Raw genomic sequence first — 12,555 nt, forward strand, 5'->3', positions numbered from 1 at the left:
CTTAATTCTCCAGAACCAACCTGATAGTTTTTCCATAGATTATAGATATCAATTTTGTCTTGCTTAGATAATTTAGACATAATAAAAACCTCGAAATTAATTTGTCTTAATTTCGGGGTTCAGATCAAAGGAATACTTGATCTATTTTTAGGTTTCAGAAACTAGTTTTTCCGAACACTTGATTATATTATTTAAGGAGTTTTAGATTATAGTTAAAATAACTTAATTATTAGTACTCACAGAGATTGTTTTATCTCTAGGTAACATTTCATTAGAAAAACTTTGCAATTCAGTTTCGAGTATATGTATATTTTCAGTTTTTTCTTTTATATAGGAAACCACTAAAGGTATTAGATCTATTCCCTTACGTGGATCAAATCCAGTTAAAGACTTAATTTTTTGCAAGCGATACTCAACTGTTTTGGGATGCACCATTAACATTTGTGCAAGCGATGAAATTGACACCTGATTCTTTGCATACAACCATAAAGTTAATTGTGTATCCTCATCAATTTGACTTAATCGCTTACGTAATAACGGATAATCTAATGTTGAATGTGCAATAATATACATATTAGCGATTTCATCGTAATGAACAATAGAATCAAATTTATTAGTTAGCATTAATGAAAATAAGGCTTCCTTAATACTTCCCGATAAATCAAAATGATGTTTCCCTATACCAACATAAACTTTTTTGGGCAAAATTGCTAAAAAGTCAGATTTGTGTTGTGGTTTCATAACATAAACTCGTTTATTTTTATCCAAATTAAATGCTAAACGCCATTCAGGCAAATTGTTATAATTAGATGTGGCTACCAGCGCAATATATTTCTGTTCCAGATCTACGCCATTAATTTTTGCTCGCCCGCTAAAACCATTGTTTGCAACAGGTACATCATAATCTGAAACGTATAACCACTCATGCATAAATTTTTCAAGCATATTTACTTTCTCCTATTGTATAACGAATTTTCATAATATAATTTACTATTTACAAATAGGCAATTAAATAACTTAAATAGACTTTATTTTTATGCTGATATAATCTTAATCTAATCTGGAATAATTATAGTACCATCATTATTATTTAAATATGATCCAACATTATCAAGAGATGTAATCACTGCTTTACGATTTGTTTTTTCAACAAATGAAACTGCTGCTTCTACTTTTGGCTTCATTGATCCACTTGCAAATTGATTATCTGTTAAATATTGTTTCATTTGTGATACTTTAACTTCATGTAAATCTGTTTGATTAGGTTTTTGATAGTTTAAAGTTACATACTTTACAGCCGTTAAAATTATCAATTCATCAGCATCTACTAACTCCGCTAACTTAGCAGCTGAAAAGTCTTTATCAATTACAGCTTCAATTCCACTGATTTTATTATCATGTTTAACAACAGGTACTCCCCCGCCTCCACTAGCAATTAGTGTTGTATTATTTTCAACTAATAGTTTAATTGAGTCGGCTTCAAGAATACTAACTGGCTTGGGAGATGGTACAACTCTTCTAAATCCACGCCCTGCATCTTCTACTATTTCCCAATCTGGGTGTTCTTCTTTAATAGTATCTACTTCATCCTTGGTGTAGAACGGGCCGATCGGTTTAGATGGATTATTAAATGCACTATCTTGCTCATCAACTACAGCTCTAGTTAAAACAGTAGACACATTTATTGGCAGATGTCGATGCGATGAGCTCATATTTAATGCATTAGCTAACCACAAGCCAATCTCACCTTGAGTCATCGCACCTACTGTGTCTAATGGCATAGCTGGATTACTATCTGAACTACCATCAAGCTCTTGCAATAATAAATTACCAACCTGTGGTCCATTGCCATGAGTAATAACTAATTGAATATCACCCTGAGCAATGAAATCTGTTAAAAAATCAGCTGTCTTCATTAGCGCTGCTTGTTGAGCTTGTGCGGATGGATCATCTGTTAAAATTGCATTACCACCTAATGCAACAACAATTTTTTTCATATTTTATACTTCCTAATATTTCATTATGCTTTCAATTTACCCATTATCAACGCAACTATTGCTGCTACTGCCAAAAGGCCAATAATAATCATTAATATCCATTCAACGTTACTTATAGATTGACCATTTTCTTTTCTTGCACGATAGTACAAAACAAAACCAATTAAATAAGCAATCGTACACAGCCACAAATACTGTAAACCAGCAAAAATCATTCCTATTACTTCAAAAGCCAAAGCTATAAACCCTGGTAGAATCATATGAGAGTTTCTATTTTGTAACCCTAATTTTAATTGATATGCACCAACCAAGGCGTAACAAACGGCAATTGAAGATGTACATAAAGAATATGCGAAATTATATGCCTGATCTGTAAACAATAGTGTAATTAAAAATAATTGAATTAAAATTTCTGTTAACCATAAAGAATTAGCTGGAGAGCGATGCTTATTTAATTTGCCAAACCATTTAGGAAGAAGACCTTGTTCTGCCATTAATGATGTAGCCTCAACTGGTAACATTGTCCATGATAACCAGGCACCTAAAATCGATATAATTAAACCTATAGCAATAAATGCTCCTCCTATCGGTCCAGTCATTTCCTTAAATAAATAAAGTAAAACAGGGTGACGCATGGTTTGTAACTTAGATAGTGGTAAATAGCCGTAAGGTAAAATAGACACAACAACATAAATAGTTAGAAGAGAAAACAATCCAATAATAGTCGCTCTACCTGCATCCGACTTTTTCTTAGCACGTGCAGCCATTGTTGTCGCACCTTCGATACCTACAAACACCCACATCATTACCATGATGCAACCTTTAATTTGGGTAAATATGCCTGTAGCAGTCGCCGAAGAATACGTCACACTTCCATTAAAATTAGAAGACATATTAGCCCAAAAATGATTTGTAAATACTCCCATTTTAAAACTAATAATTGCAATTACTACAAATGCAAAGATCGGGATCATTTTAGTGACTGTCACAATTGCATTAATAATCGCTGCTGATTCAATCCCACGTGTAACTAAAATTGTCAGTGCCCAAGAAATAATTGAAGCCACAATAATTGCACTTAGACTATTGCCAGATTTTAGTGGTGGAAAAAAATATCCTAAAGATGACATTAACATCGTTGCAAAAGCAACATTTCCTAGCCATGAAGATAGCCAGTAGCCCCAACCAGAAATAAATCCAGCGAAATCACCAAAACCTGCTCTAGCGTAGTCTGACACTCCAGTTAATTCAGGCTTATTTAAAACCAAACTATTTAAGCACAAAGCTAGCATTAAAATACCTACACCCGTAATTGCCCATGCTACCAAAGCTGCACCAGGCGTAGCAGATTGAGCTAAAGTTGAAGGCAAATCAAAGATACCTGAACCAATTGCCGAACTAACAACTAAAGCAACTAAGGCAGGTAGAGCAATTCCATTCTCCTTAGTATCAGACATAATTATTTTCCTGCCTTTTCCAATTCTGGTACAGATGGAATAAACATGTTGCCTAAAGTGGCAGCCATTATTGCCTTAATGGAGTGCTTACGATTCTCAGCTTCATCCCATTGACGTGCATATTCACTACGGAAAACTTCGTCAGTTACTTCCATTTCAGTAATCCCGTAATTTTCTTCAACTTCCTTACCATATTCAGTATTAGTATCATGAAATGCTGGCAGACAGTGCATAAAAATTAACTCCTCTTTACTTGTACCAGTCTTTTTCATCATTTCCATATTAACCTGATATGGTTTTAATAATTTAACTCTATTCTCCCAATCTGACTCTCCCATTGAAACCCAAACATCAGTGTAGATAACATTAGCTTTCTTTACGCCTTCATCAATATCTGCTGTAACTAGCAATTCTGCTCCTGATTCCGCAGCAAATTTATTAGCCAAATCTACAACTTTTTGAGAAGGATGTAATTCTTCAGGAGCAACTATACGAATATTTACTCCTAACATAGCTCCTGTAACTAATAATGAATTAGCCATATTGTTACGTCCATCACCAACAAAAGCTAGAGTCAAGCCATGTAAATGACCAAAATTTTCTTTAATTGTCATGAAATCTGCAATCATTTGTGTTGGATGCCATTGATCTGTTAACCCATTCCAAACAGGTACACCTGAGTATTTAGCTAATTCTTCTACATCAGATTGCTTAAATCCTCTAAATTCAATTCCATCAAACATTCGTCCTAAAACAATAGCAGTATCTTCAACTGACTCTTTCTTGCCTAATTGAATATCATTAGCACCTAAATATTCTGGATGAGCTCCCAGTTCAATAGCTGCTGTTGTAAAAGCAGATCTAGTTCTTGTTGATGTTTTTTCAAATAACAATGCAATATTTTTACCCTCTAAATAATGATGCGGTATATGATTTTGTTGTAGAGTTTTTAAATGTAATCCTAAATCAATTAAATATTGAATTTCACCTGGGGTAAAATCTTTCTCTGCTAACAATGAACGACCTTGAAATACTGAATTAATAGCCATATTACTTTTCCTTTTTTATTAAAACTTTAGTTTTATAAATCTTCACGCCATAGTGGTTGGGACATACAACGAGGACCGCCACGCCCTCTAGACAACTCACTTGAAATAACTTCGTGAACCAAAATATCATGTTCACGTAAAATTTCATTACTTACGTAGTTACGGTTATAAGTTACAACTTCACCTGGTGCAATAGTTAATGTGTTTGAACCATCATTCCATTGCTCTCTTGGTGCAACAATATCGTCACCGTTTCCAGTTAGAATTAAATCTAACTCTGAAAGATGTAATACTTGCTTTAAGGTTTCACTCAAATCAGTATGATGTTCCATGTTTATTTTGCCGTTTTCACCTGGTGTCATGACAAAAATATTCATTTTACCAGCTTCATCCATAATCCCTGGGAAGACAGTAAATTGGTCTTTGTTAACCATTGTAAATACCGTATCTAAATGCATCATTGCATGATTATGAGGAATCTCTATAGCAACAACAGTATCAAAATGACTATCACTATTAGAGAACAGTTCTTTTGCTAAACCTTCAATCGATTTAGATGATGTTCTCTGCGAAACCCCAATAGCTAAAACATGATTATTTAAAACTAGTTCATCACCACCCTCAATTCGAGTATTGTGATTACGATCTCTCCATACATTTACATGACCTGCAAAACGAGGATGATACTTCATAACAAATTCTGTAAATAATGACTCTGGTTGACGAGCTTTAAAAGTCATGTGATTAATTGTTATTCCTGAACCAATTGAAGCTTGTGGATCTCTAGTGAAATATGCATTAGGCAATGGATCAAGTAAAAAAGGATCATTTGCATCACTACCCGCTAAATCATGCAAAGTTTCATTTCGTAAATCCATATCGATTTCATTACGACGTACACCACTATATAATTTTGTTACCATATCATGTACATCGAAACTGTTTAGATAGTCTTGTAAAACATCATATGTTACTCCAGAATCATATCCATGCTCATCAAGATAACGATTAATAAACTCCTGCTTAATTTCAGAACTTTGTGATAATGTTTCAACAGCAAGTTCATCGATATACAAGGTTTCAACGCCGTTTTTTCTAAGTGTTTCTGCAAAATAGTCATGTTCTTTTTGAGCTATTTTTAAAAATGGTATATCATCAAATAAAAGGTTCTCCATTGTATCTGGAGTAATATTTTCAACTTCCGCGCCTGGACGTTTCAACAATACAGTTTTTAATTTGCCAATTTCTGAATTAACATTTATTGCTGGATTTTCCATAATTATTCTCCTTTTGCAACAATTGTAATATCTATAAAAAGCGCTCTCATGAAATTACAATATTTATTATTACAAAAAGCAATTATCTAAGATAATCTTTTTTATCCATTTAGATAACAAAAGTTGATCAATAGATTATCAATTTAATATACTTATTTACTGATTATATTCATTTAATTTTTATATAAAAAAGAGGCCTTTCGCCTCTAATTAGTCTATTAATTTTAAATAATAATTTATCCAATAATCTGCAGTTTCAATAACATTACTGTAAGACAAGCTATAATTAAAAAGACCATGTCCTGATAAAATATCAGAACACAGTCTTAATTTAGCTAGATCAGAATTAATCGTAAGATTAAATTTTGCTTAGTTTGTTTTTTATCTAAATTGATCACCAGCTAGTTGCCGATAAAAGTTTGCTTTAGTTGTTTGAACATATGGTACTACCCAAATTAAACCAATTCCCAAAGTTATAAATGCCACAATATACCAACCAATAAAACTTAAGTCTAGCATAAATAATTGCCATTTATATCCTGACATCAAGTACCGACTTTCAGTAATACCCGTTGTCATTTTTACTTCTTTACCACTTTCGACCAAATCATTGACAATATATGGTGTTAATGCGTATGAATAACCTTTAATAATTCCTGGAACCACCAATAATAGTGTCCATAAATACGTAAAGATACAGTTAAAAAGATAGTTTAATAATTCTGGGATGAATCTACCATCAGTAAATACTGCAAAAATTGCTTTGCCAAGATTGAATTTTCTGCCTCTTGTTAAATTTAAAAATGTAATTACCAAACTTAACATAAAAAAGCCACTGATAAAACTTAATGCAAATTTACCTCCGCTACTGGCAACGGAACTAGCAGACTTACTCCAAGTTGTAAAATTACCACTAACTAGACTAACAGCGTATTCTTTAAGATCTTGACCATACAGAACGCCATTAATTAATAACATTACCAAGCCAAGTACGGTTGCCCATCCCCAATTTCCCCGAAGCTCTTGTTTAGCTTGTTTTTTTAATTCAGCTCTATTCATAATAACCTCCTTATGAGTTATACTCATCATTTTAGCGTACACTGCCAAAATTTTGCAAAGAATATACAAAAAGCCTAGTTCCACCAACATCGGAACTAAGCTCACACAGTGTTGTACCGTCACCTGACCACATAAATAGAAAATCACATTTTCGCTACCGGAGAAAATATCTATTTTCCTATGACGGCACAACAAAATTCTAGCATGCAATCAACTAAAAGACAAGATTTATTCATTTTACTATAGGGTTGAGTAATTGTACCATAATTTTATCGATCTGCTTTTTTATCACAGAAAACTCGCCATTTTGAGTCTTATTCGATTGGATAATTATCATTGTTTTTGCATCATTGGTACTACGCATAAAAGTATAGTATCCTTCTCCAGCTCCATTAGCAGTCTTCGTTTTTAACAGATTATTATTATATAAGCCACCATTATAAGACAATGGCGGACTTACTTTATAAAGCAATTTACGACTTTTACTTGTTAAAAATTTACCAGCTAGAATATAGTGCATTACCTTAGCAATATCTTGATTTGACATTACAATAGATCCAGCACCTAATTCATTCCGAGCCACCTTTATTGCTGCTTGATGCTTAACCGTTTCATAATATCCTTTATGATATATCATCCCCGGCACCAACTTAGTAGCAACAATTCTATCTGATTTCGACCATAAAAATTCAGTATGTCTTAATCCAAGAGGGACAACATAAGCATCTCGAAACAGTTGTTCATAGCTCTGTTTTGTAATTTTTGTCATGATACCACATAAATAAATATAATTTAATGAATTATAGTACCACTTGCCTAACATTTTAGGCACAAAAACCGTTTTTTTAACATCAGCCTGAATATTATCTTGATCTGATTTAAATTTTTTTTGTCCTAACTTTTCCCCAGGTTTTAAATCAAGACCAGCCGTCATTGTTAACAGATTTTTGATCGTAATTTTTTGAGCACCCGGAATTCCAGGATAAAATTTACTAAGCCGATCTTGCAAACTTAATTCTCTTGCTTGCACTAACCGCATCAGCATCGCTGCTGTCATCGACTTTTGAACCGAATTAATCAAATAACTAGTGTCAGTTGCATTATTTAAAGCATAATCAAGCAAAGTCTTGCCATTTTTTATAACTAAAACTGAGCCTTTGATCCCTAAAGAATCAATTTGCTGGCGCACTAATTTCCTTTTAAAGATTCTTTTTGACTACCATTTACTGGAGTATTATCAGTTACACTAATTTGGTATGGTTTATTTTGCCATTTTTTAGAAAAGAAATAATTATGCAAATTATATTTGTATGGAACATTCTTTTCTTCCATAAATGGCTTAACTGCTTGATCAACAGCTACCCATCCACGCCATCCGAGATGAATTGTATCCTCCATAAAGTACTTCTCACTACCACGTTTAGATAGATCCTCAATATTATCAAAACCCTGACTAGCTAATTGGTACTTAATCTTAGAAACAGACTTCTGATACATTGTTTGTGATAAACCCGTATAGTTTGCCCATTTTTCATTAATTGGTGGAATAATAAATAATACATTAGTATGCTGTTTAGCAAATTGGTGTAGCATTAATTCAAAATCACTGTATTCAACAGATTTAGTATAATCGAAATTACGCTGGCTACCCTTCAGCTTAACTAAGGTTCTCTTATTTAGTCGTGTCTTAAAGAATCGATTATTAATACCAAAATCATTAGTATTGGTATGAATAGCTGCCTGATACTTGGCTATTTTGTTAAGCGCTGCAACCGAGTATGTATTTGGCAAGAGACGTGCATGTTCATTAATCTTTTTAATTCGATCACGCAATTGAAATGTACTAAAGAATTTATCTTCGTTATTAAGCATTCTTCTCTGGTTTTCAAGAATAAAACGTTGTGTAGCCGTTAGCTGTTTGCCATTAGCTATTCGTTTCATTCCTGACTTAATTACACCCTTTACCTCTGGCATTTGTAGAAAGCGCTTAGCAGCATAACGATTTGTTAAATTATCTTGCTTAATTCCTAAAAGAAAATTACAAGCTTGCAATGGTGAATAATATAACGCAAATGCATCTGGATTTTGACCATTTTTAGTAAACCATTGCGGAGAAATAATTACAACTGCCTTTTTATTCTTTAACTGCTTGGCAGTACCCTGCATACCTAAAAACTGCGCTAAAGATTGGCTACCTGGACCACCTAACAAAAATGGTCGATAATTACGATGATATTTTTCTGCTAATACACTTGGATGCAAAGGGTCAAGCCTTGACAACTCACTTGAGCCATAAAACGGCACATAGCTATCATCGAAAGCATTCTGCTTCATTCGTGAACCTTTAAAAATAGTTGTAGTTTGCGAGTTAGCAGCTTGGTATATAGCATCCTTAGAAAAGGTTCGTTCCCAAGGTAACAGAAAAATAACCAGTAATAAGATAAAAGCGCAAAGAACTGGGCCAAAAATTTGCCACAGCCGGCGTTTATTATTCATTTTCTAAACTTTCCACCTTTGTAACGATTTTGTTTGGAGTATCCCATTCGCTTCTGTCAAATTCGGAAACCGGTACATCAATATCAAACTTTTCCTGTAAATTTAACAACATCTGAACGCTTGCCATTGAATCCATTAACCCATTATCAAAAATATTCTCATCCATTCGATCGGTTAAATCTTCACCAGTTAAGTCTTGTAAAACAGCTAAAACTTCTTTTCTTGTATCCATTATTTATACCTCTAACTAATAACTAAAATTTTTCTTTACTTCCAGCCAAACCATAATTGGCTCAAAAAGCCTGAAAAAATCAAAAAACTAAAACAAACAATATTAAAAGTTACAAAAATTGCAAACCATTTGGTAAATTTATTTGATGGTATTTGATCCTTATGCTTTTTCTTAAACCTAATCCAGTAATCATTAATAATAATCGCGATTGCATGAAATAGTCCATAAACAATATAATACCAAGTTAATCCGTGCCAAAAACCCATTACTAAAAATAGTAGCAGATACGACACTTGTGATAACCTAATCGGATTTTTAATCAATTTTTTCTTCATGGCAAAGAAAGTAAAACGCATGTAAATGTAGTCACGGAACCAAAAAGACAGCGTCATATGCCAACGATTCCAGAATTCTTTAATATTTTGCGAAATAAACGGTTTATTAAAGTTTACCGGTGTATGAATGCCCATGAAATATGAAATTGACACTGCAAATAATGAATAACCTGCAAAATCAAAGAATAAATACATGCTATAGCAATACATATAAGCAACTAGCCACCAAGATAATTTCAACCCTCCATTAGCCGTTCCTACAATTAACGCTAGTTTAGAAATTCTCGGTAACCAATATGTTCCAAAAAACCATCCCAAAATAAACTTATACAGAAAACCTTGAAATAAATAGCGTGTCGCTAGAGTCAAGTCAGTAAGATATTGATCACGTTTTGGAGCAAGATCACACTCTTTGGCAAATCTTCTGTAACGATCAATTGGTCCTGATGAGATTGTGGGAAAGAACAATAAGAAACGTAAATAGGTCCCTAAGTTCAGTTCTTTAATTGCGCCATCCCGCACTTCCATGATTATCTGGACTGTTTTAAAGGTAATATATGAAATCCCTAAAAATGCAAGCACCCCTGGGATTTTAGCCTTTGGAAAAGCTGTTTGTACTTTCACGAGCACTAGCGGAAGCATTGCTAAAATTACAGCTAAATAAAAGATCCACGTTCTATTCTTACCATTTTTTCGATAATAAAGATAACTATAAGTAACAAACAACTGAAACAACAAATAAATAATTAAACTTACCCCTTGTTGCCATTTATCTCCATCAAAGATAAGAAACAGGAACACAAGCGAAAAAGCTGCTTCATAGATCTTCAACCGATGACCGTAATACAAACCCAAAATTATTGGAATTAATCCTATCATTAAATAGATAAAGTATTGTGGATTTCCGTAAGGCTGCAAGTTTATGAAGTTAAAATTCACTACTCGTTGACCTCCTTAATCACCGCTTTAATATCAACTTTACCATTTTGGGAAACTGGCAATTTTTCTCGATAAACATAGCGTTGAGGAATCATGTACGGCATCAAATTTTTTGCCAAATCGGCACGAATTCTTTTAGTGATTTCTTCTTCAGAATATTGTTCCTTCACACCTTCTTTTAGTTCGATTTCTGCTACGATTTGTTTAACGGTGTGGTCTTTACTGTATTTAGGAGCAGCTACACCATGGGCAACTAGCTTACTTTTACCAATGTAATGATTTATTTCCTCAAGTTCTATTCGATAACCATTAAATTTAATTTGAAAGTCAATTCGACCACGATAAAAAAGTAAATCTTGATCAAAGAATCCCTCATCTCCAGAACGATGGCTCATATATTCATCATTAGAATTTTTGAAAAAAGCCTTAGCTGTTTTTTCGAGATTATTCATATATCCCTTAGACGTACTCGGTCCAGAAATGATAATTTCACCCTCATTAGGCTGATCACCTTTGGTCTTATCAATTATAATTTTTGTATCTTCTTTAACCCGACCAATTGGTAAACGATCATATTTATCCAAAATTTCATCGGTAATCTCAACTTGAGTAACCGCAACTGTTGTTTCTGTAGGACCATATGTGTTAAAAATACGTGCCTTAGGAAATTTTTTCTTCAACATTGCTGCTTCCGTATGAGGTAACTCCTCACCACAAAATAGAAAATGAGTTAACTCTGGATGGTGCTTGCCATCAAATGTTTTATCCAAAAAACACATCTGTGCAAAAGATGGTGTTGAAACCCAGATGTTGAAATGAAGCTGTGGCATTGTCACAAATAATTGTGCGAAATTTTCTGTTACATCATGTGGTAAGACAACTAACTTACCTGCACCAACCAGTGCCGGATAAAGGCTCATGACTGATAAATCAAATGAATACGGTGCCTGTGAAAGGAAACTAGGATGATCTGGCAAATCAAAATCACTCATCTCCCAATTAATAAAACTAAGTAAATTCTCATGACTGATTTGAACACCCTTAGGTTTGCCACTTGTTCCTGAAGTGAAAATAATGTAAAAGTTATCATCACCTGAAACAAAATTACCAGGATCAATCGTAAAATTGCCGTTTTCAACCTGACTAGACTTTATCACCTGCATTGAAGATAAATCTACTGCGGGAAGTTCATCAATCGCTAAAATTGCTTCAGCTTTGGCAACATCTTGAATCATTATAATTCTTTCAGCATTAGAATAGCTGGCAATCGGGATATATGCATGCCCTGCTTTGACACATCCCAGAAAGCTAGCGATCATTTCAAAGTCTTGACCACCCCAAATCATAATTGGACTTTTAGGAGCAATTGGTAAAGTAGCAATTTTATGTGCCCAAGCATCAGAGCGTTGCTTGAGATCAGCATATGTATTAGTCTGTCCTAGATAATCATAAGCTATCCGATCCGGCTCAGCTAAAGCAACTTCATCAATTTTTCGAATTACATCTTTAATCATTCTGTATACCACCTTAAAATTCGTTATAAATAAAGTGAACCGAAGTTAGGCCGCTATATTGATACAAATAAATTAATGCTATTAAAATAACACAATAAACAAGTGTTGTTAGAGCAAATTTCCCAACTTGCTTACTTCGGGAATCAGATTTTTCTTTTTTTACCATATATCTTCATATCTTTCTTAACATCAAACACATA

At 33.6% G+C, this 12,555-nt stretch carries 12 protein-coding genes; all 12 read right to left on the minus strand.

Annotated elements, in window-relative coordinates; translation table 11 throughout:
- Window positions 1-222 precede the first annotated feature (222 nt).
- Window positions 223-945, minus strand: a complete 723-nt coding sequence (locus F5ESL0246_RS07845) for a CdaR family transcriptional regulator (protein WP_122019420.1) — start codon at window positions 943-945, stop codon at window positions 223-225.
- Window positions 946-1,055: 110 nt separating this feature from the next.
- Entirely contained in the window at window positions 1,056-1,997 is a 942-nt protein-coding gene (arcC, locus tag F5ESL0246_RS07850; protein WP_122019423.1) for a carbamate kinase, read from the minus strand.
- Between the two features lie 23 nt (window positions 1,998-2,020).
- On the minus strand, window positions 2,021-3,454 hold the full coding sequence (arcD, locus tag F5ESL0246_RS07855; protein ID WP_122019426.1) for an arginine-ornithine antiporter: 1,434 nt from the start codon (window positions 3,452-3,454) through the stop codon (window positions 2,021-2,023).
- A 2-nt stretch (window positions 3,455-3,456) separates the two neighbouring features.
- Entirely contained in the window at window positions 3,457-4,503 is a 1,047-nt protein-coding gene (gene argF / locus F5ESL0246_RS07860; protein ID WP_122019431.1) for an ornithine carbamoyltransferase, read from the minus strand.
- 32 nt (window positions 4,504-4,535) lie between these two features.
- On the minus strand, window positions 4,536-5,780 hold the full coding sequence (gene arcA, locus F5ESL0246_RS07865; protein ID WP_122019434.1) for an arginine deiminase: 1,245 nt from the start codon (window positions 5,778-5,780) through the stop codon (window positions 4,536-4,538).
- A 381-nt stretch (window positions 5,781-6,161) separates the two neighbouring features.
- A complete protein-coding gene (locus F5ESL0246_RS07870; RefSeq protein WP_122019439.1) occupies window positions 6,162-6,839 on the minus strand; it encodes a DUF975 family protein in 678 nt (225 codons plus the stop codon).
- Between the two features lie 232 nt (window positions 6,840-7,071).
- Window positions 7,072-8,028, minus strand: a complete 957-nt coding sequence (locus F5ESL0246_RS07875) for a serine hydrolase (protein ID WP_122019443.1) — start codon at window positions 8,026-8,028, stop codon at window positions 7,072-7,074.
- Window positions 8,028-9,335, minus strand: a complete 1,308-nt coding sequence (gene dltD, locus F5ESL0246_RS07880; protein ID WP_122019446.1) for a D-alanyl-lipoteichoic acid biosynthesis protein DltD — start codon at window positions 9,333-9,335, stop codon at window positions 8,028-8,030. Before dltD ends, F5ESL0246_RS07875 begins: the two co-directional genes overlap by 1 nt.
- A complete protein-coding gene (gene dltC / locus F5ESL0246_RS07885) occupies window positions 9,328-9,567 on the minus strand; it encodes a D-alanine--poly(phosphoribitol) ligase subunit DltC (RefSeq protein WP_122019450.1) in 240 nt (79 codons plus the stop codon). Before dltC ends, dltD begins: the two co-directional genes overlap by 8 nt.
- Window positions 9,568-9,602: 35 nt before the next feature.
- Entirely contained in the window at window positions 9,603-10,841 is a 1,239-nt protein-coding gene (gene dltB / locus F5ESL0246_RS07890; RefSeq protein WP_122019453.1) for a D-alanyl-lipoteichoic acid biosynthesis protein DltB, read from the minus strand.
- The gene (dltA, locus tag F5ESL0246_RS07895; protein ID WP_122019456.1) at window positions 10,841-12,355 is read right to left on the minus strand and encodes a D-alanine--poly(phosphoribitol) ligase subunit DltA; all 1,515 of its coding nucleotides are present in this window, start codon (window positions 12,353-12,355) and stop codon (window positions 10,841-10,843) included. The genes dltB and dltA overlap by 1 nt, the downstream gene beginning before the upstream one ends.
- A 13-nt stretch (window positions 12,356-12,368) precedes the next feature.
- A complete protein-coding gene (locus F5ESL0246_RS07900) occupies window positions 12,369-12,521 on the minus strand; it encodes a teichoic acid D-Ala incorporation-associated protein DltX (protein WP_122019459.1) in 153 nt (50 codons plus the stop codon).
- Window positions 12,522-12,555 lie beyond the last annotated feature (34 nt).

Source organism: Lactobacillus sp. ESL0246 (assembly GCF_003692965.1).
GTDB lineage: Bacteria > Bacillota > Bacilli > Lactobacillales > Lactobacillaceae > Lactobacillus.

Bases quoted from the DNA above. Each gene is read 5' to 3' on its own strand.
- arcA (WP_122019434.1), bottom strand. From the start codon at position 5,780: ATGGAAAATCCAGCAATAAATGTTAATTCAGAAATTGGCAAATTAAAA.
- argF (WP_122019431.1), bottom strand. From the start codon at position 4,503: ATGGCTATTAATTCAGTATTTCAAGGTCGTTCATTGTTAGCAGAGAAA.
- arcD (WP_122019426.1), bottom strand. From the start codon at position 3,454: ATGTCTGATACTAAGGAGAATGGAATTGCTCTACCTGCCTTAGTTGCT.
- F5ESL0246_RS07870 (WP_122019439.1), bottom strand. From the start codon at position 6,839: ATGAATAGAGCTGAATTAAAAAAACAAGCTAAACAAGAGCTTCGGGGA.
- dltA (WP_122019456.1), bottom strand. From the start codon at position 12,355: ATGATTAAAGATGTAATTCGAAAAATTGATGAAGTTGCTTTAGCTGAG.
- dltC (WP_122019450.1), bottom strand. From the start codon at position 9,567: ATGGATACAAGAAAAGAAGTTTTAGCTGTTTTACAAGACTTAACTGGT.
- F5ESL0246_RS07900 (WP_122019459.1), bottom strand. From the start codon at position 12,521: ATGGTAAAAAAAGAAAAATCTGATTCCCGAAGTAAGCAAGTTGGGAAA.
- dltD (WP_122019446.1), bottom strand. From the start codon at position 9,335: ATGAATAATAAACGCCGGCTGTGGCAAATTTTTGGCCCAGTTCTTTGC.
- arcC (WP_122019423.1), bottom strand. From the start codon at position 1,997: ATGAAAAAAATTGTTGTTGCATTAGGTGGTAATGCAATTTTAACAGAT.
- F5ESL0246_RS07845 (WP_122019420.1), bottom strand. From the start codon at position 945: ATGCTTGAAAAATTTATGCATGAGTGGTTATACGTTTCAGATTATGAT.